At 71.6% G+C, this 18,228-nt stretch carries 19 protein-coding genes and 1 pseudogene; 8 read left to right on the top strand and 12 right to left on the bottom strand.

Going from position 1 to position 18,228, the window contains the following annotated elements; all coding sequences use genetic code 11:
• Positions 1 to 104 precede the first annotated feature (104 nt).
• The 3 genes from PUR61_RS01835 to queC are packed head-to-tail and all read right to left on the bottom strand — an operon-like array spanning position 105 to position 1,977.
• Positions 105 to 614: a 7-carboxy-7-deazaguanine synthase QueE gene (locus PUR61_RS01835; protein ID WP_329874904.1), complete on the bottom strand. Its 510-nt coding sequence runs from the start codon at positions 612 to 614 to the stop codon at positions 105 to 107.
• Entirely contained in the window at positions 611 to 1,273 is a 663-nt protein-coding gene (locus tag PUR61_RS01840) for a 6-carboxytetrahydropterin synthase (protein ID WP_329874905.1), read from the bottom strand. The genes PUR61_RS01835 and PUR61_RS01840 overlap by 4 nt, the downstream gene beginning before the upstream one ends.
• A complete protein-coding gene (gene queC, locus PUR61_RS01845) occupies positions 1,270 to 1,977 on the bottom strand; it encodes a 7-cyano-7-deazaguanine synthase QueC (RefSeq protein ID WP_329874906.1) in 708 nt (235 codons plus the stop codon). Before queC ends, PUR61_RS01840 begins: the two co-directional genes overlap by 4 nt.
• Before the next feature lie 231 nt (positions 1,978 to 2,208).
• Here queC and PUR61_RS01850 point away from each other — a divergent pair, with 231 nt between their 5' ends.
• Positions 2,209 to 3,468: a transcriptional regulator gene (locus tag PUR61_RS01850; protein WP_329874907.1), complete on the top strand. Its 1,260-nt coding sequence runs from the start codon at positions 2,209 to 2,211 to the stop codon at positions 3,466 to 3,468.
• Here PUR61_RS01850 and PUR61_RS01855 read toward each other — a convergent pair.
• Together PUR61_RS01855 and PUR61_RS45105 are read right to left on the bottom strand one after the other, a co-directional pair.
• Complete coding sequence (locus PUR61_RS01855) at positions 3,454 to 4,071, bottom strand: HAD family hydrolase (RefSeq protein ID WP_329874908.1); 618 nt, start codon at positions 4,069 to 4,071, stop codon at positions 3,454 to 3,456. The two genes, PUR61_RS01850 and PUR61_RS01855, sit on opposite strands and share 15 nt — an antisense overlap.
• 1,102 nt (positions 4,072 to 5,173) lie before the next feature.
• Positions 5,174 to 5,293, bottom strand: a pseudogene (locus tag PUR61_RS45105) (hypothetical protein); the annotation flags it as partial.
• A 341-nt stretch (positions 5,294 to 5,634) separates the two neighbouring features.
• Here PUR61_RS45105 and PUR61_RS01860 point away from each other — a divergent pair.
• Positions 5,635 to 5,958, top strand: coding sequence for a hypothetical protein (locus PUR61_RS01860; RefSeq protein WP_329874909.1), 324 nt, complete (start codon positions 5,635 to 5,637; stop codon positions 5,956 to 5,958).
• A gap of 385 nt (positions 5,959 to 6,343) precedes the next feature.
• Here PUR61_RS01860 and PUR61_RS01865 read toward each other — a convergent pair whose 3' ends face one another.
• Together PUR61_RS01865 and PUR61_RS01870 are read right to left on the bottom strand one after the other, a co-directional pair.
• Positions 6,344 to 6,583, bottom strand: a complete 240-nt coding sequence (locus PUR61_RS01865) for a DUF397 domain-containing protein (RefSeq protein WP_329874910.1) — start codon at positions 6,581 to 6,583, stop codon at positions 6,344 to 6,346.
• On the bottom strand, positions 6,580 to 7,431 hold the full coding sequence (locus tag PUR61_RS01870; protein ID WP_329874911.1) for a helix-turn-helix domain-containing protein: 852 nt from the start codon (positions 7,429 to 7,431) through the stop codon (positions 6,580 to 6,582). Before PUR61_RS01870 ends, PUR61_RS01865 begins: the two co-directional genes overlap by 4 nt.
• Positions 7,432 to 7,731: 300 nt before the next feature.
• Here PUR61_RS01870 and PUR61_RS01875 point away from each other — a divergent pair, with 300 nt between their 5' ends.
• The 4 genes from PUR61_RS01875 to PUR61_RS01890 are packed head-to-tail and all read left to right on the top strand — an operon-like array spanning position 7,732 to position 11,804.
• Complete coding sequence (locus PUR61_RS01875) at positions 7,732 to 8,970, top strand: hypothetical protein (RefSeq protein WP_329874912.1); 1,239 nt, start codon at positions 7,732 to 7,734, stop codon at positions 8,968 to 8,970.
• A 2-nt stretch (positions 8,971 to 8,972) separates the two neighbouring features.
• Positions 8,973 to 9,716 (top strand): creatininase family protein, encoded by a 744-nt coding sequence (locus PUR61_RS01880; RefSeq protein WP_329874913.1) that lies wholly within the window; start codon positions 8,973 to 8,975, stop codon positions 9,714 to 9,716.
• Between the two features lie 12 nt (positions 9,717 to 9,728).
• On the top strand, positions 9,729 to 11,084 hold the full coding sequence (locus tag PUR61_RS01885) for a hypothetical protein (RefSeq protein ID WP_329874914.1): 1,356 nt from the start codon (positions 9,729 to 9,731) through the stop codon (positions 11,082 to 11,084).
• A gap of 18 nt (positions 11,085 to 11,102) precedes the next feature.
• On the top strand, positions 11,103 to 11,804 hold the full coding sequence (locus PUR61_RS01890; protein ID WP_329874915.1) for a 2'-5' RNA ligase family protein: 702 nt from the start codon (positions 11,103 to 11,105) through the stop codon (positions 11,802 to 11,804).
• Here PUR61_RS01890 and PUR61_RS01895 read toward each other — a convergent pair.
• The 4 genes from PUR61_RS01895 to PUR61_RS01910 form a co-directional block, all read right to left on the bottom strand.
• Positions 11,783 to 12,826: an aldo/keto reductase gene (locus PUR61_RS01895; protein WP_329874916.1), complete on the bottom strand. Its 1,044-nt coding sequence runs from the start codon at positions 12,824 to 12,826 to the stop codon at positions 11,783 to 11,785. The two genes, PUR61_RS01890 and PUR61_RS01895, sit on opposite strands and share 22 nt — an antisense overlap.
• Positions 12,826 to 13,236: an ATP-binding protein gene (locus PUR61_RS01900; RefSeq protein ID WP_329874917.1), complete on the bottom strand. Its 411-nt coding sequence runs from the start codon at positions 13,234 to 13,236 to the stop codon at positions 12,826 to 12,828. The genes PUR61_RS01895 and PUR61_RS01900 overlap by 1 nt, the downstream gene beginning before the upstream one ends.
• A 583-nt stretch (positions 13,237 to 13,819) precedes the next feature.
• A complete protein-coding gene (locus tag PUR61_RS01905) occupies positions 13,820 to 14,719 on the bottom strand; it encodes a phosphotransferase family protein (protein ID WP_329874918.1) in 900 nt (299 codons plus the stop codon).
• A gap of 33 nt (positions 14,720 to 14,752) precedes the next feature.
• Entirely contained in the window at positions 14,753 to 16,108 is a 1,356-nt protein-coding gene (locus PUR61_RS01910; protein ID WP_329874919.1) for a hypothetical protein, read from the bottom strand.
• 267 nt (positions 16,109 to 16,375) lie between these two features.
• Between PUR61_RS01910 and PUR61_RS01915 the strand changes: the two genes are divergently transcribed.
• Positions 16,376 to 16,906 (top strand): ATP-binding protein, encoded by a 531-nt coding sequence (locus PUR61_RS01915; RefSeq protein WP_329874920.1) that lies wholly within the window; start codon positions 16,376 to 16,378, stop codon positions 16,904 to 16,906.
• A gap of 35 nt (positions 16,907 to 16,941) precedes the next feature.
• Positions 16,942 to 17,589 carry a hypothetical protein gene (locus PUR61_RS01920; protein WP_329874921.1) on the top strand — a complete coding sequence of 216 codons (648 nt, stop codon included), beginning with the start codon at positions 16,942 to 16,944 and terminating at the stop codon, positions 17,587 to 17,589.
• Between the two features lie 104 nt (positions 17,590 to 17,693).
• On the opposite strand, the gene PUR61_RS01925 is transcribed toward PUR61_RS01920, so the two are convergent.
• Positions 17,694 to 18,173: an SAM-dependent methyltransferase gene (locus PUR61_RS01925; protein ID WP_329874922.1), complete on the bottom strand. Its 480-nt coding sequence runs from the start codon at positions 18,171 to 18,173 to the stop codon at positions 17,694 to 17,696.
• Positions 18,174 to 18,228: the final 55 nt, after the last annotated feature.

Consider the following 18,228-nt stretch of genomic DNA (forward strand, 5'->3'; position numbering starts at 1 on the left):
CGACCACCGCCCTGCGGGCGGGTCGGCGCCGCCGGCACCACCAACTGGAACAACTCCCACAACTCGTCCGGCACCAGACGCTCCACGATCGTCACCGGACCAGCCTACAAGCCCAAATGAGACGTCTTCTTAAGCACGTCGTCGCGGATCCGCCGGCCGGCGGGCATGCCGGAGTTGCCGAGCTTGGGTGAGACGTTGAAGTGCACGCCGGCGTCCACCAGCTCCCGGCACGGCGGGTAGGTGCCGTTCGTCTCGATCTCGACACGCTTGCCCCCCGCGCTCAGCCTCCACGCCAGCGCCACGATGGCCTTCTGCTGCATCAGCGGTTCCCCGCCAGTGATCACCGCGAGGCGCTCCGGCCGCTCCAGCGCCCAGTCGGCCACCTCCTCGACGCTCATCCGCCGGCGCTCCCGACTCAGGTCGAAGCGCGCACGGTCCCAGGTGTACGGGGTGTCGCACCACGGTCGGCACGCCAGGTTGCAGCCGCTGGTGCGGATGAACAGCGCCGGGACCCCGGTGCTGGGCCCCTCCCCCTGGACCGTGTCCGCGAACGTGTCCGCGATCCACAGACCGCGCGTCCCCGCCTCCTCGCCCGGCGCGAGCGCGGCGGTCATCGGGCACCGGTCCGGAACTCCGCCCAGCTGGACTCCGTCTCCGACACCCGCAACCCGGCCACGGCGCCCGCGGCCTGACCGGTCAGGTGCCTCGCGAGGAGTTCGGAGGTGGGTTCGAAGTCCACCACGTCGTTCAGCAGCCGTCCGTCGAGCACCCTCTTGATGTACTGGGCGATCGAGACCGGGAAGAGCTGCCCTGCGCCGGGCAGGGGGCTCACCAGGTAGGAGTGGCCGTGCAACCGGCCGCACTGGTGCCCCTCGGGAAGTCCGCCGAGCCGGTGCGAGGCCGCGAACGGCACCGCGGTGGCGTCCGCAGCCGGCCGGCGGCCTGTCCGGATGCTGACCGTCTCCAGGCGGGCCGCCACCGTGGGAGGCAGGAACTCCCGGCACCACGCGAGCAGGTGGTCGGCGATCGCCTCCCCGGTGGGCGTGCCGTCGACCACGCCGTCAAGCAGCCGGTGGTCGAGGTTGGCGTCGATGTACTGTTTGACCGGACGCAGCTGCCCGAAGTCCACGACGAAACCGGGACCGGTCAGCCGGTCGGCGACGAGCGTCACCTCGGCGAGGAAGGAGCGGCCGTCCAGCGCGCCGTCCAGCGTCCGGGTCGCCTCGAAAGAGAACGTCTTGCCGATCCGGAAAAGATCCTGACCGTGTGTCACCGCGTCACCGCCTCGGCGCTGGCGTAGACGGTTGGGTCGGTGACCTCGGCGAGGGTGAACGCCTCGCGCCGCTCCGTGCAGGTCCCGCAGCGCCCGCAGTGCACCGCGCCGCCCTTGTAGCACGACCAGGTCCGCTCGAACGGCACCCCCACAGCGGCACCGACACGCACGATGTCGGCCTTGGTCATGGACAGGAACGGCGCCGCGATCTGGAAGCCGTCGGGCAGGAAGCCCTCGTTCGCCGCGGCGACCATCTGCTGGTAGGCCGTAAGGAACGCCGGTCGGCAGTCCGGGTAGATCGGGTGGTCACCGGCGTGAGCACCGAAGACCACCGCGTCCGCGCCCTGGCCGACCGCGACAGCCACGGCCAGGTCGAGCATCAGCGCGTTGCGGTGCGGCACGACCGTGCTGCGCATGGTCGCGTCCGTGTAGTGGCCGTCGGGAACGGCGAGTGCGGGGTCGGTGAGGGCGCTGCAGTTCAGCAGGGCGCCCAGGGGCCGCAGGTCGAGCACGTGATGCGGGGAGTCGAGGAGCGCGGCGATCTTGGCGGCGTGGCGCAGCTCCACGCTGTGCTGCTGCCCGTAGTCGATGGACAGCAGGATCAGTCGGGTGCCGTTCGCGGCGAGGTGGTAGGCCGCGGTGGTGGAGTCGAGACCACCGGAGAAGATCAGGACCGCGTGCCGGGGCAACGGTTGCAGTTTCATCGTTCACCTCTCTCTGGGTGTCGGAAGCCCTCGAGCCCCAGTGAGCGACGTACGGGCGAGGGGGCAGACAAGGGGCACAGAGCCGGCGCGTTGGTCCGGCCGAGAAATCGTTGCGATCTGTGTTGAACCGAGCACACACCGCCAGCTCTGCGGGAACAATGGAGCGGGCCGATCCAACAGCGATCCCAATTCCCGAGGAGCGCCCCCGTGTCCGAGAGGCTGCGGAACGATATGAGGGCAGCACGCCGAGCCTCCGGCATACCGTGGGCGGCCTTCGCCCGCGCGGCCGGCTTCGGCGAGGCGTACCTGCGCAACATCGAGAACGGCAACCGACCGGTGACCGCCTCTGTCGCTGCCGCCTACGACCTGGTACTCAAGACAGGTGGGGCGTTCGGCAGCGCGCTCGCGGACGCCCCGGCGGCCACCGCCAGGCACGCCCCGTGGGAGGGCGCGACCCTCGCGGTTCTCACCGAGCTGGTGGACGGGAGAAGAGTGGATCGCAGGAGCTTCATCGCAGCGGGCGTCGCCCTGTCGGCCTCCGCGACCAGCTGGTCCAGAGCCGTGGCGCAGATGCCGCCCGACCGGCCCGCGATGGTGCACGTCGGCAACCCGCGGCTGCTGGCGCACCTCGAGGAGCGGCTGGACTACCTTCGCCGTGTCGACGACGAACTCGGCAGCGGCGAGGTCCACAAACAGGCGGGCGGTGAACTGTCCCTGGCCGTGCGGCTGATCAAGGCGGGCCGGCACACCGACGCCGACCTGCGGCGCCTGTACACGATCGCGGCCGAGGCATCCCGGCAGGTCGCCTGGACCGCCTTCGACCAGGGGCGCTTCGGGATTGCCCAGCGCCACTTCGACGCTTCCCTACGGGCGTCCGTCGAGGCCGAAGATGTGATCACCGGCGCGTACTCGTTGTCATTCGCCGCTATCCAGTGCTACTCCACCGGACAGGCCGGCCGAGCGGTCTCCCTCCTCGACACAGCGCGCACACAGGTCAGAGGGAAGGCGACACCGCGCATGGACGCCATGCTCGCCGCCCGCACCGCCCGGGCCCTGTCCAAGACCGGGGCGAAGGCTGACACGGCCCACCAGCTCCACGTCGCCCGGGCCGCGCTGGACAAGGGCCGGAGCGACGACGACCCGAAGACCCTGTACTGGGTGGACTACGGCGAGATCGAGATGATCGCCGGATCGGCGGCCCTCGACCTCGGCGACCCGGCCGAGGCCCTGCGCAGATTCGCGGCCGGCATGGAGGCATACCCGGGCGACGAGGAGTACCCCCGCACCCACGCGATCTACCTGGCCCGGGCGGCCGAGGCACACCTCGCGCTCGACGACCTCGACGGAGCCGTGGCCGCCGCCCGCCACGCGGCGGCCTGCCTCAGCTCGGTGGACTCCGCACGGTCGGCCTCCCAGCTGAAGGACCTACGAGGCAAGCTTGCACCGCACGCCGCGGACCCGGCGGTGCGCGACTTCCTAGAGGCCGGGTAGACGCAGGAGCCCGCGCAGCCGGGCGGCGGTCACCTTCTCGTCCAGCCCGTGGACGGGAGTGACGCCCAGTTCGGCAGCCGCAACCAGGTTCTGCTCGCTGTCATCGACGAATACGGTCTCTTCCGCCGGGACGCCGAGCCTGTCCAACGTGAGGCTGAAGATGGCCGGGTCGGGCTTGCGCAGCCCCACCTCCGCCGACAGCACCACGACGTCGAAGGCGTTGCGCAGGTCGAAGCCGGCGTAGGAGTCATACGGCTCCCGCCCGAGAGAGTTGGACAGCACCGCGGTCCTGATCCCCGCTGCCCGCGCCTGCCGGGCGACCTCGATGACCGAGTACGCCGGGAACGCGTCGTGGAGGTATCGAGCCATCAGATCGTTCGGCGCCACACCCATCAGCACCGCAAACCGCGAGTTCCATTCCGTTTGGCCGATCTCGGCCAGCTCGAGCTGCCGGAACAGCTCCTGCCCTCGGGGATCGGCCCACGCGCGAAGGAACGTCCCCCGAGGGATCCCTTCCCTGGCCTCGAACGATGTGATGACCTCGACCATGTTGAAGGTCAGGACACCGAAGAAATCGAAGATCACGCCCCGGTACGCTGCCATTCTCGAAGACTACGGCTCAACACACGATCGTGGCAGCCAGTCACCCGACTTGACGAGGTGTAAGGTCAGCTCCTCCTGGTGGCGCCCTTCGCCGATGCCACGCTCGGGTGGAGACCACCGCGTGCTGGGCGATCGGCGGATCAGGCACGACGACAGTCTCCCAGGCCTGATGCCCACCCGTTCGACCCGGCGCAGCGCGAAGCGGTAGACACCCGGCCCGCCGGAGCTGCACTGCTTCGGGCTGGGCTCCCTCGCCCGGGCGGGCCTGGACGGTGCTGCGGGTCGGCCGATCCCCGTCCGGTCCGCCGGGATGGGCTTGCCTGGGTTCCGGGGGGCGGACGTCTGCCGGGTGTGCGGTCAACGCGGATGGCGCGGGCCGCCTGGTGCGTTGGGGAACGGCGGGCCGGGGACGTGGCGGTCGTGGACGACGAGGATCTGGCCGCAGTCGTGGAGGGTCATCGTGCAGCCGGTGGCCTTCGGTCGGGCCTGCCGGCAGGTGCAGGTGCGCTTCCACAGTTCCAGGCCGAGGGTGAGCGCGGTGTCGGTGAGCAGATCCAGCAGGCTGTCATGGTCCAGTCCCCAGCTCAGATCCAGCTGCCATCGCCAGCGCTTGCGGCCGCGGTCGTCGGTGTGGGCTTGGAGTTCCCGGGCGTAGCAGTCGGGGCTGTCGTTGCCTTTGAGGACGAGGTGCTGGCCGCTGGGGCGGCGCAGCAGCTAAACGGAGGCGGTGGTGGCGGGCCGGTTGAGGTCGGCGACGGCCTCGGCCGGCCCGGCCAGGCGGGCTGTCGCCGCGGGCAGGGCGGTCACGGCTGGCTGATGATCTTGAGGGCCTTGGCGGTCACGGCATCTCCCGATCAAGCGTCAGCTTGGCACCGAGCGAGGCGAGTTTTGGCAGCAGAGCGCCGTAGCCGCGTCGCAGGTGGTTACATGCCTCGGATCGTAGAGGTGCCCTCGGCCGCCAGGGCGGCGATCAGCACGGCGGTGGCCGCCCGGATGTCCTCCCCGGCCCCGTCGGCACCGGCCAGCGGGCTGGCACCGCGGCGGTGATCGTACTGCCGTCGGCGTTGACGGCGGCCCCCAGGGCCCGCATCGGGCCGATGTGGGTGGCGCGCTCGGGGCAGACGCGTTCCTCGATCCTCGAGGTGCTCCGGGCCTGGGTTAGGAAGGCGGTCAGATGGGGCTTCACGTCGGTCGGGAACGCGGGGTGGGGGCCAGTGGCCATCTGCACCCCGCGGGTCGGCCGGGCAGCGGTGAGGGCGCCGCCGTTAACCGGGACCCGCTCGATCCCGGCGTCGGCGAAGACGGCCACCAGGCCCGCGACGGTGACGATGGGCGAATACCCAACATGCGACGCCGTGCACCCAAGGGTTCGGGCCGGGCGCCGTTTGAGCGTGGCGGCGTCGGCGGGCGGGCTGGTCCAGACGTGCGGGAATCGCGGTCACCCACGCACTATGCTGCGCCGCACCCGCCGACGCCTCGCGCTCTCGTGAACGCCGACCCCGTCCGCCAGAGGTCGGACCGATCTCCTGCAGGGCTGCGGCGGGTTGCGGCAGAATACGGCCCATGAGCCACACACTTGCAGCCGGACCCGCATTGATCGGCCGTGCGACGAGTGGGAAGCGTGTGCTGCCCGCCGGAGCCTCCCGGAGCGAGTTCGTCGCGCAGCTGAGGCGCGCACTGCACACGATCGAGTGCCGCGAGGTCGGACCGGAGGGCGCCGAACGGCGCTTCGGCCGCCTCGCGGATCGCGGGGAAGGACGCCAGGTCCTGTTCATCGACGCGGACCGGCTTCTCGCCGAGCACCCGGACGACGAACTGCTGGACCTGGTCCGGGCCGTGCGCCAGCGCGGTCCGGCCACCGACGTTGTTCTCGTCCCGCCGATGTGATGACCGCCGGCCCGGCCAGCACCGGGGCGGTCAGGCCGCTCACCTGGTATCGAGGCAGAGACGTGAACCAAGGTGCAAGCATGGAAACAGTCACCAGGCCGGCGCGAGGTCGGGCCATGCGCACTACATGCGAGCGACGCGTCGGAGTTCTCGAATTCGCCGCCCCCAGCGGCGCCGCCCCGGTTCGCCGCTGAACGGCCGGGAAGACCAAGTGGCCTCCCCCGCACCGGACGTCGCACCGCACTGCGCGACGCAGAGCCTCCGGCGGTACGGCGAGGACGCGCAAGGGCCCGAGCAGGCCCCAGTTCTGGCTTCACACGGATTCACGTACGGCCGGTCCCCGTTGTACCTGCCGGCCCGGCCGTATGCCGACGCCGGCTCGTGATCACTCCGGGCCGTCCAGTTTCCCAGTTGCAGCGGCGGTGAGGAAGTCGGTAAACGCCTCGGGCGTGACGGCGAGTACGGGGCCGTGCGGATCCTTTGAGTCGCGGATGTAGCGCAGGTGGTCGACGGCGGCGACCTCCACGCAGTTCCCTCCGCCGCCGCTGTGGCTGGACTTCACCCAGTTCAGTCCATCGGCCAGGCTCGGGGCATCAGGCCTCGGTGCCAGCGGTTCGAGAGTCATGTGCGCTCCGTGATCAGTCGGGTGAGGTGGTCAAGGGTTGCGGGGACCGTAAGCGCGTGCGCGGCGATCGTGGCGAAGGCGGCTTCGTAGCGCTCCACGGCGGTGTCGGGGAGCCGCACGCTCCGGTCCAGGAGCTCCACCCACACGGAGGTGCCGCCGACCGGCGGGTCCATCAGGACGAACGGAGCGGCGAGGCCGGGGTGGTAGGGGAGATCGGGCGGGAGCACGCGCAGGGTGATTCCGGGCTGCTGGGCGGCTTCGAGGATCCGCTCGAGCTGCCGACGCACGGCGCCGGGGGCGAGGCCGGGGAGAGCCAGGACGGACGGTCCGAGCAGGATGTCTTGTTCCGCACCGAGCGCCTCGACCTGGCGCCGCATGCGAAGGTCCACGAGCCCGGTGACCTCGCGGCGGGTCAGGTCCGGCCGCATGCCTGCGATCACCGCGGTGGCGACGTCCTCGGTCTGCAGGCGGCCGGGCGGCAGGTGGAGCTCCACGGAGCGGATCCGGCGGGCTTCCTGCTCGTCAGCGAGGTACTGGCCGAAGTCCTCGGGCAGGGTGAAGCCGCGGCGCCACCATGCGGGGCGCGCCTTGACGGCCGAGTCCGCCTGCCACAGCTCTGCCGCGGTCTCGCGTGCGGAGGGTTCGGCGTTGTAGAGGTCGAGCAGCGCCCGGACGGTCGGGGGCTCGATTCTCCGATGGCCCTTCTCGTACCGGCTGAGGGTGCCCGGGTCGATGCCCGTGGCCTCGGCGACCTGCGGTCCGGTCAGTCCGCGTCGGCCGCGCAGGCGGCGCAGCAGGTCACCGAGCTCCTTGCGGGCGGCCGAGGTGGTGGCCTGTCTGGTGGGCATGGCGGCAGTCTTCCCGGGTCGGCCCTACCCGGACAAGGGGTGGTGGAGCAATTTGCGCCATCATTTTGGTGAATCGCATTGCTCCGGCGCGGTCTGACGGACATTCTGGTTCTCGACGAAGCGTACCGGTGCGGTCGCCGTGTGTTGATCGGCGCGCTTCGGAGTCGGCTCTCAGGGGGTGTCCTGGATGGTTCGTGCCTGCTCGGCGATGCGAAAGCGGTGCATGGTCCCGGAGGCGGCCGGCCCTCTGCTCCGCGTCCTGGCTGCTCACCGTGCGCTGCAGGAGGGTGGTGAGCTCGTATGACACTGTTGCGCCGACTGGTCGAGGTGGAGAGGTGGTCCTACGAGGCGTTCTGTCTCCACTTCGGGAGGGCCGCACGGGAGACGGCGTCGAGGAAGGGCGATCGGCGGATTGCCCAGGTGACGGTCTCGCAGCGGACCTACACCCGGTGGCTGACCGGGGACATGAAGACGTTGCCGTCACGCGAGGCATGCCTGGTTCTGGAGCATCTCTTCGCCAAGCGCGTGACGTCGGCCGAGGAACTGTTCCGGGAGCCGGTGGACGACCGGATGGGCGATGGCGACCTTGAACGGCCGGTCGTGCCGGAGGTGCTCACCGACGGGTCGGCCTCGGTGGACCCGGCTCTGGTGCCGCACTGGACGGGGATGCTGCAGATCCTGTCCGCCGCGCACAACATGCTTGGACCCGCGCAGATCCACCAGTCCGCGGTCCAGGAGATGGCGGTGATCCGGCAGTTCCGGGAGCGGGCGGGCGGTGGGCTCGCGGTGAGCCTGATGTCGCTGGAGGCGCGGTGGGCGGAGTTCGCGAGCTGGACGGCCGACACCATGGGGGATCCACAGCGGGCGACGTTCTGGCTCGACCGAGCGCTGCTCCTGGCCCAGCATGCCGACGATCCGGCTCTCGCGTCCTACGTGCTGATGCGGCAGGCGCAGGGGGCGGTGGAGCGTGGGAACGCGGCTGCGGCCATCTCGCTGGCCGGCCGGGCGTGGCAGTCGGCCGGGGACAGCGCGCGTGACCGGGCGCTGTGCGCGGTTCGCCAGGCCGAGGCGTACGCGGTCGCTGGTGACGGAAGGGGCAGTCGGCGGGCCGCGGCCGAAGCCGGCCGGTTGGTGGAGCAGGCCGAGCGGATCGGCGCTGCGGGCGACCCCGGGGCGATCGGCCTGCACTGCGTGCCCGCGTACGTCCGTGCTCAAGAGGCTCACTGCCTGGTGCTGCTGAACGACCACCGGGGCGCGGTACCGGTCTTGGAGGAGGTCCTGGCCGACTGGCCCGACGGCCTTAGGCAGGACGGTCTGCTCGCCCGGGTGCGGCTTGCCACCTGCCTGGTGGAGATCGGGCGGGCCGACGAAGCCGGCGCCGCGGGACAGCAGGTCCTCACTGCGAACATCGCGGTCGGATCCGGGCGCGTGCACCGAGCCCTGGTGGAACTGGCGCAGCTCGCCGGGTCACTCGCCAGCCGCCCGGCAGAGCTGGAGAGCTTCCGCACCACCATCGCCCTGATCCCCCGGAGAATGTGACCATGATCCTTCCTCTTGCCACCGCCACCAGTGCCGACGAACGAGACCGGGCGAGCCGCGTCGCGGTGCTGCCCGTCGGCAGCTTCGAGCAGCACGGCGCGCACCTGCCGCTGTCCACCGACACGCTCGTCGCGTGCGCGATCGCCGACGCAATCGCCCGCGCCTACAACCTGTTCCTGCTGCCGCCGATCACGATCGCCTGTTCTCAGGAGCACGCCGCGTGGCCGGGCACCGTCAGTATCCGTGCGCAGACGCTCATCGCGGTGGTCACCGACATCGCCGAGTCCCTGCGCTCCTCGGGTGTCGAGCACGTGGTCGTGGTGAACGGCCACGGCGGCAACTACGCGCTGGCGAACGTCGTCCAGGAGGCCAACGTCGCGGGCCCGCGCATGGCCCTGTTCCCGCGCCGCGAGGACTGGGCAGCGGCACGCGCCGCGGCCGGCCTGGAGAGCACCGCGCACGAGGACATGCACGCCGGGGAGATCGAGACCTCCGTGCTCATGCACCTGTGGCCCCAGCTCGTCGGAGCCGACTACGCGGCGGCCGATCACGTGGCCGAACGACCCCACCTGCTCGTCCTGGGGCTCCAGGCCTCCACCGTCAGCGGCGTCGTCGGCCGTCCGTCCCTCGGCACCCCCGAGAAGGGACAGGCCGTCCTGCGGGCCCTGGCGTCGGGCTTCACGGAGACCCTGCGGGTGCTCACAGGCGCGGGCACGGCCCGATCCGTTGGAGAGCCCGATGACTGACAGGAGCACGTGATGGGTGAGCGGGTCCCCAGGTTCCGGCTGCTCGTCCTGGAACGGAGGTGGCAGAAATTCGAGGTGTTCGACCTCCGCTTCACCCGGGCCGCGCGCACCGCGGCCGACAAGGAGGAGCGGCCGTCGCTGCGGACGGTCACGGTCAGCCGGAGGACCTTCAGCCGCTGGATGTCCGAGGGGGTGCGCACCGCCCCGACCATCGAGGTCCGCCTGGTCCTCAAGCACCTGTTCGGCATGCCCGTCGAGACGCTCTTCGAGTTGGTGGACCCGGACACCTTCGGCCTCCCGCTGGAAGCCGGCCCTGATGAAGACCTGGTTCCGACCGAGTTCCCCGCCCTGGAGTTCGACGACCCGCAGCAGGTGCGGGACCAGACCGGGCTGCTCACCGCCTCCAACACCGACGCCGCCGTCCTCACCATGGCCGCTACCGCCATCACGGGCATCGTGGACCGCTACGAGCGGCTGGGGCCCCACCAACTCGTCGGTGAGGCGAAACTGCTGCGCGGCATGCTCCACACCCTGCTGGTTGGCCATCAGCCGCCCCGGACCCGAACCGAGTTGTACCGCCTCGCCGGCCAGGCCTCCGGGCTCCTCGGCTACATGGCCATCAACGCCGACCGGCCGGCCGCCGCCCAGGCCTACAGCACCGAGGCGCTGGAACTCGCCGGTGAGATCGGTGACCGCGGCCTGCAGATGTGGGCCCTGGGCACGCGATCCCTCGGCTACTACTACCAGGGCCGTTACGACCTGGCCGACGAGGCGGCGGCCGCTGGCGTCGCCCTCGCTCCCGAGCATCCCCAGGCGATCCGCCTGCTGGCCAACGGCCGGGCCAGGGCTCTGGCTCGGGCCGGCCACCGTCTGCAGGCCCTGAACGCCATCGACCAGGCCTTGCAGCTCTCGGACCGCCACGACGTTCCTCCCGGGCTGACGCCGTGCATCGCGTTCGCGCCGTACTCCGCGGCCCGCACGCTGGCCAACGTGGTCACGGCCCACCTGTCCATCGGAGACACCGACCAGGTCCTCGACCGGGCCCGGGACCTCGAACCGATGCTGGCCGGCTCCGGCTCCGTGTGGAGCCGCGCCCTGGTGGGCCTCGACGTCGCCACCGCGCTGCTCCAGCAGGCGCATCCGGACGTGGAGATGGCCATGGATCTAGGGCAGCGGGCGCTGGGGTCGGGCACCGCAGCCCCGATCCGGTCCGTGTGGCTGCGCGGTGTCGAGCTCTACACGCGTGCTGCTACACGGTGGAAGAGCGAACCGGTTGTCGGCGGCTACGCCGAGCGGCTTCGAGCTTTCCGCGCGCACCCCACCGCCGGTACCGTCGCGGGGAGCACCGGGATCCCCGGCGCTGCCTGAGCTGGCGGAGGACGCGACGTGGCCCTGGTTCCCGACGACAAGGCCTTTCCGGCCGAACCTCCGTCCGACCTGGACGACGCGGCCGCCATCGTGCGCGCCGACTGGGAGGCATACGCGAGGCTCGACCGCCTGGTGGACCACTGGGACCGTCCCGGCTGGGACAGCAGCACTCGGCGCCTGTACTGGATGCTCACCTTCGATGGGCACCGGCTGCTCGCCGACCGGGCGGCACAGTGCCAGCACGCCCTCCAGCACATGGGGCTCGACCTGACACCGCCCGAGGGCCTGCACCTCACGGTCCTGCGCATCGGCGACACGGACGACGTCCCGGCCCGGACCGTGGACGCCCTCGCCGACCGCGTCCACCAACTGCGGCTTCCCCGACTGGCCCTGTCGGCACATCCTCTCAGCGGATCACGCGGAGCGGTCCGCTTCTCCATCGCGCCGTGGACCGGCCTGGTGCACCTGCACCAGCAGCTCACCGCCGTCGGCCGCGAGCTCGGCGTCCCCGGAGGAACCAGCACGGGGCGGTGGCGTCCACACCTCGGCATCGGCTACAACCCCGCTGACCGGCCCGCACGCCCCCTCATCGACGCCGTCGAACCGCTGCGCACTCTCGCACCGGTAGCCCTGGCCGTCGAGTCTCTCGACCTGGTCGAACTGCGGCGCCACGACCGGCAGTACTGGTGGCGGACGCTTCAGCGTATTGCCCTGTCCTGACGGAGGAGCCGGGCCGTTCTCGGCCGGAGCGCTTCGCGCAACGACGTGTAGGCGGCTTCGATGGCGGCCTCGTCCTGCGGGGACAGCTCCAGATCCAGGCTGGCGTAGTTCAGTGCGACGTGCTCGGCCCGCCCGAACCCGGCGACCACCGCTGTGTGTGGTCCGCGGGACAGGCAGTACCGCAGCGCGGCCTGCCCCAGGACGGCAGGGTGGCCGCCGAGGTGGCGGCGCAGCGGTTCGAGCGCGCGAGCGACGACGGCCCTGGTCCCGTTCTCTCGTGTCGAACGCCCCTGCGCACGACGTGACGTCCCCGCCAGGAGCCCACCGGCCAGCGGCGAGGTCAGGAGAACGCCGGCGCCTTGCCCGGCCGCTCGGGAGAGCAGATCGCTCTCCCCGGTGTCGGGGAGGGCCGCGAGCGGGGTCAGGGCGTTGAAAGGAAGCAGGACGACGTCGGGTCGGATCAGGGTGAACAGCTGGTCGAAGCGCTTGTGTCCGACCGCGTCCGGCGCCGTCGCTGGGTTTCCATGCGGGCCGACGAGACCGATCGCCCCGATCATGCCCAAATCCTTCATCGTCCGCAGGACCTCGATCGCCGGCCCCAGGTAGCAGTCGCTCGGCCCGAAGTCGTGGGACGGCAGCCCGAACAGGTCGACCTGCTCCACGCACAGGTTCTCCAGGCTCTGCTCGAGCTGATGCCTCAGGTGGGGTCCCGCGTAGGGATGGGGAGCCGATCCCTTGTGCCCGGCCCTGCTGCTGACCTTGAGCGTGATCCCCTGACGGCGGCACTCCCGGACCACCTGGCCGATCAGTCGCTCCGCGTGCCCCTCGGACGCCCCGTAGGTGTCGGCGACGTCGAAGAAGTCGGCCCCGCGCTCGACTGCGCTGCGCATGCCGTCCAGCCACTCGCTGTCCGGAACCGGGCGCGACACCGGCAGCGCTCCAATGGAACGGCACCCCACCCCGAGCGGATGGATGGCAAGGCCGGGCGCCAGGTGCCGCGGTACGGAGTCCAGACGGCCCATCAGGTCGGATCCGCCGCTCGGAAGAGTGCCGTCACGGTGGCGCCCGCCGGACACGCGGGATCGACGCTCCACCCCGTGGAACAGGCGTCCACAAGGGCCAGGCCTCGGCCGCTCTCGGCCGTCGAATCTCCGTCCACCGGCATTCCCTTCAGAAACTCCTTGATCCGTTCGCAATCGCCGCTGCGGTCGGTGACCGTCACAGCGATCCCGCGTTCGTAGCGGGCGATGCCGACCTCGGCCGGTCCGCCGCCGTGGTTCTCCGCGTTCGCGACCAGCTCCGCGACCACCAACGCCACATCGTCGGCCAGCTCCGGCAGGTGCCGGGCGAGAAGAACAACGGCCACACGCCTCGCCACAGCCGCCGGCATCTCCTCGTCAGCGAGCCGCAGCAGCATGTCGACGCGGGTCATCCCGAGCCCGCAGCGTCCAACAGGGAAGGGACCGGGAGCGGCATCCTCGCCTCCTCGCACCGTACGGCCGACCGGGGCTCGCCGCCTCCGAACCTCCACCGTGCCGCCGTCGGTCCGGCAGCACCAGGCCGCCGGGTGGCCATCTGGTGGCCATCTCCACCTGGGACCGGACCTCAGCCGGTCCTCTAACCCGGACAAACCGGCCTCCCGACTCGGGTAATCGGGCCGTTCGCGCCCCGAAGGTGGCCACCGGATGGCCACCCTACGGCCTGGTGATGCCACCGTTCCCGAGCCACGGTTGAGACCTGTCCCCGAGGCTGCCGCTCACGGCTGTGCCTCGACGTCTCCGACCTTGGACGAGCCCCCGATGGCACTGCAGCTCTCCGCGATGCGCCCCCTTTCCGGCTGTGGCATGACGCCAGCGTCATGCCACAGCCGAGAAGGCGGCCCCGGTTCGGCGTGCCCCAGCATCGGACCCGTAGACGACCCGTCCAGCAGCCGGAGGGGCGACGGATCCCTCAGTGCGCTCCAGCGGCCCTCCGGCGGGCCGCTAACTGGCGCGCTGTCGACGACGGCCGCCGGATCACAGGATGTTCCACCGGTGCCGGGTGTCGTTGTCGGCGAGCTGGTCGATGCGTCGTCGGACCTCCGCGAGGGTGTCGGTGCCGCCGCGTTTGGCGTTGGTGGTGATCATCCTGAGTTCGCGCATCGCGGCGAGGACGGGGTAGCCGTCCCAGGTGGTGATGTCGAGTCCGTAACGCCGGGCGAAGTCCTGGTAGTGCGCCCGACCGTGGCCAAAGCGACGACAGTGGATCTCGACGGTGACCAGGTCCCACTCGGGCTGGCCGAACGCTGCGGTGTCCCAGTCGCACAGGACTGCCTGGCCGTCGCCGGTGTGCAGGGCGTTGCGGTGCTGGGGATCGCCCTGGATGACCGAGGGCGGCAGCAGGTAGGTGACGGCGTCGAGATCCGCCTCCAGCCGATCCACGCGGCGTGCGAGATGGTCCCGCTCGTTGCCGGTGAGGGAACTGGCGGCGGCCAGGGAGCGGCGGATGGCGGCGACGGTGTCGACCGAGGGCAGCTTCAGGGGTGGATCGGTCAGCTGGTGCAGGGCCTTCAGAGGGGCGGCCAGTTGCGCGGCGGCGACGGGGTGGCCGGGCTGGGGGAGGTGGGTCCAGATCGTGGCGAGGTGCCCGTCGGTCTGGACCGGTTGGTGCCCCGGGTGCAGGCCGACGGTCGGGAAGCCCTGTGCGGTGAGCCAGGTGACCAGGGCGACGGTGCGGTGGACGGAGTCGGCCGGGGTTCCGCGGCGGGCGATCTTGACCACGACGTGTTCGCCGGGCAGGTGGTAGACGGCGTTGGTGTGGCCGCGCAGCAGGACCGCGCCTTCCGGGTCGAGTCCGGCGGTGCGGCACACCCGGTCGAGGACGGAGGCCAGGTGCGCGGCGGCGAAACCGCCGACGGTGACTGCGGTGGTGGTCATGATGGTCAGACTTTCCTACGCGGTGCGGCGATGTCACCCCTGGCCGGCGGGCAGGGCGAGCATCTCCTGGAGTTGGCGGGCCGGGCGGCCCGTTTGCAGCCGGTCGGGGAGTATCGCGATGACGTCTCGGACCCGTGCGCCGAGGATCGCGGTGCGGTGCGGGCCGGGAACCTCGCTGTAGGCGTGGACGGCCAGTTGCAGGGCTTCCGTCGGGCTGTGGTCCATGACCAGGCACATCGCCTCCTCCAGGCGCAGCAGGGCCGGGTCGATGCCGGTGTGTCCTTCGGGGTAGAGGGCCAGTGCCTGCTGCTGGGCGTGGCGGGCCTGGCTGGTCTGTCCGAGTGCGGTGTGTGCGCCGGAGAGGTAGAGCCACAGCCGGCGTTCGGGGAAGGCCCAGGCGTCGTCCTGGTGTGCGCTCCGGCAGTGCTCGAAGAGGTTCAGTGCCAGGCGGATCGCGGCTGTGGCGTTGTCGTGGTCGCCGAGCCGTGCGAGCGAGCGGGCCTCGGCCGCCACGGCGAACACCGCGGTCGCTCCCGGGCGGCCGCGGCTCAGCAGTCTCGCCTCGCGGGCGAGTTGCGCGGCGGCGAGCAGGGGCCCGTAGTAGTAGGGGAGCATGGCGGTCTGGACGCGGACGCGGGCGCGGAGCTCCGGGTTGCCAGCGTCGTCGGCGGCGAGCCGGGCGGTTCCGTACCAGCGCTGTGCCTCGGCCAGGCGCCCGAGTTTCATCATGGCGTCGGCGACCAGGGTGGCGGCGACGGCGGTGAGTTCGGACAGCCGGGCCTGGGCGGCGGCCGGCTGCCGTTCGGCGGCCAGGGCCTGGATGTCGTCCAGGTCCTCGAGGAGGTGCTGGATCATCTGCTCGGGCGGGGCGGTGACGTAGAGGCAGCGGGAGCTGTGAAGGCGCTCGTCGAGCAGGTCCAGCTCGCCCGGGCTGACCGTTGCAGTGGCGAGGGTGCGGTTGATCGCGCGGCGGGTGCGTTCCGCGTGGTCGTGCACCGGGTCGGCCGGTTGCGGTTGGCGGGCCGGCGCGCCGACCAACTGGGCGCCGCCGGGCGCGGGGCTTCCCAGACCGAGGTCGCCGGGCGAGGCCTCGTAGAGGGCGCACAGCAGTCCGGCGGCCCGCTCGCGGGGTCTGGCGCCGAGGTCCTCCCAGGTTCGCAGGAGCTCGCGGGTTCCCCTGAACGGCGCGCTTCCGTCGGTTTCGGCGAGGGCGGCAAGCCGGGTGACCGCCTCGGGGCGGCTCCAGCCGCGGGCCTCCCGGTGAGCACGAAGGGCGCTGCTTCCGCAGCACTCCTGCAGGGCCGCCACCAGCGCCGGAAGACCGCGGTCCAGCACCTCGGGCGACGTACGCAGACGCCTGACACAGGAGCGGCCGTGACGATTCGTCATACCGGCCATTGTGCGGGTCTTGATGAATGCCGGGGAGCGGATCGCCGCGATTCCGGGCCGAAACGGCCCGGGTCCCACCGGCGGAAGCGGGCCGGTGCCCGAAAGGGCCCGGCTCCCGGCCCGGTTCGGCCTTCCCGGCCCAACTTCGTCCGGTTGCCGGGCCTGTCCGCCGGAGCGAGTCTTTCCGGGCCCGGGCAGCACCCCGGCACCTTCGTCCCTCCTCGGCCCCGCCGCTGGGCCCGGCCGTCACCCCGAAAGGGGGAAGGCATGTCCTCCATTTCCGGATCGCCCGCTGAAGCTCTGGCCCGCGCCTTTCCCGACGGCAGCGGCCCGGGCCGGCTGCGCGACGGAACGGGGCTGCTGCTCTTGGCGGCCGAGGACCGTTCCGTCAGCACGGGCCGGTCCTTCACACGGGAGGCGTTGCGGCTGTGGGGCTTGTACGAGCGGGCCGGACTCGAGGACGTGCTGTTGGTCGTCAGCGAGCTGGTCACCAATGCCGTGCGCCACAGGCCGGGACACGTCACCGACTTCGAGATCCGGGCGCGGATCGGCCACATGCCCGATGTCCTCGCCGTCGGCGTCGAGGACCCGCGTCCCGACCGGCCGGTAGTGAAGTGGCCGAGTCGCAGCGCGGCCGGTGGCAGGGGGCTGCTCCTGGCGGAGGCCCTCCGCGACGAGTGGCCGGTGCTGCCCACGGCGGACGACGGAAAGCAGGTCTGCGCGTTCTGGGACCTGCCGCCAGCCGCGGGACTGCACAGCGAACAGCGCCACGACGGCCGCCTCCCGGCCTCGGACTGACCTGTTTTCCGACCACGACTTCTCTTGGGGACTTGATGACCAGCGCAACCTCGACCGCACGGTCGCGGCATCGCCGCTCCGGTCCGGCACTGATCCAGCGGCTGCGGGACACCCTTCCCAACCGCCAACCGCGAGTGTCGGCCGAGCTGTGCGTGCGCACGCCGCCCGGCGCGGGAATCGTGCCGGTACCTGCCACCCCGCGCCACAGCGCGGTCGAACCGGCCGCGGCGGGCGGGTGGGGCGAGGCCACCCTCGACACCGTGCTGCAGGGGCAGCTGCTCCGGCTCGCCCAGTGTGTCTGGGACAGCCACAGCATGCTCCTGCGGCGCGGCGCCTACGCGGCGGCGGAGACCTACCTCGCCGAGGTCCGCTGCGCCGTCGCCGCACTGGCGGCGATCGTCGATGCGCACGGCTGGCCCCTGGTCGACCTGGTCGGGCAGGACGGCTGCGACGCGGCGCTGGCGATCGCCCTGGCCGCGAGTGTCGAGCAGCAGCAGCAACTGCGCCCCGCGCTCGCGCTGGCCGTGGCCGGCGGCCGGCTCCCCGAAGTCCACCTCGTGCAGTTGGCCACCCAGATCGCGCAGACGCTCGGGGTGCCGGTCGACGACACGGACAGGTTCCCTGTGCCGGGCGACGTCCGGGGCACGACGCCGCGCGCGACCTGCAAGGCCGGTGCCCGGTGAGCAGGCGTGTTCCACGGGCGCGAGCCGCTGCAGCGACGCCGCAGTCGCCGCAGGCGCGGCCGCCCGGCAGGTGCGGCACCGGAGGCGGGCCGGGGGCGCCCGGTCTACCGGGGCCTGCTGTCGGCGTCCGTCCAGTAGTCGGTCAGCATCTCGCCGGGCCAAGCGGGTTCGGTGACCTCCCCGCGGGGGCCCATCTCCCGGAAGTACGGCGCGATGTCGATGACCGGTGTGCCGTCGACGGCGTCGAGGTCGGTGACGTGCAGGTCGAGGCCGTCGACCTGCAGCAGCCGGGGGTAGGAGACGGCGAGCCGGTTCGGACGCCGGTGGTTCCTGTGCGCGAACGTCCCGGTCGCCGGCCAGCGCGGGTTGCCGCGCGGGCTGCGGGCGCGGAGCTCCACGTCGTCCGGCGAGGTGAGGTGGAAGTGCCAGGTGACGGTCAGGTGGCTGAACTCCTCGAGACCCTGCACGGCGTCGAGCGGGTAGCTCGGGTTGAGGCGGATCACGGACCGGATGCCGCCCTGGTAGTCGTCGGCCGGCTCGAGGTGGCCTCCGACCACCACGGCGACAGGCTCGATCACGATCATGCGCTTCTCCTCCCCGGTCCGCAGGACCCCGATGCCGCCCGGCGCCCGGCCGGTC

The sequence above is a fragment of the Streptomyces sp. BE20 genome (genome assembly GCF_036322525.1).
GTDB lineage: Bacteria > Actinomycetota > Actinomycetes > Streptomycetales > Streptomycetaceae > Kitasatospora.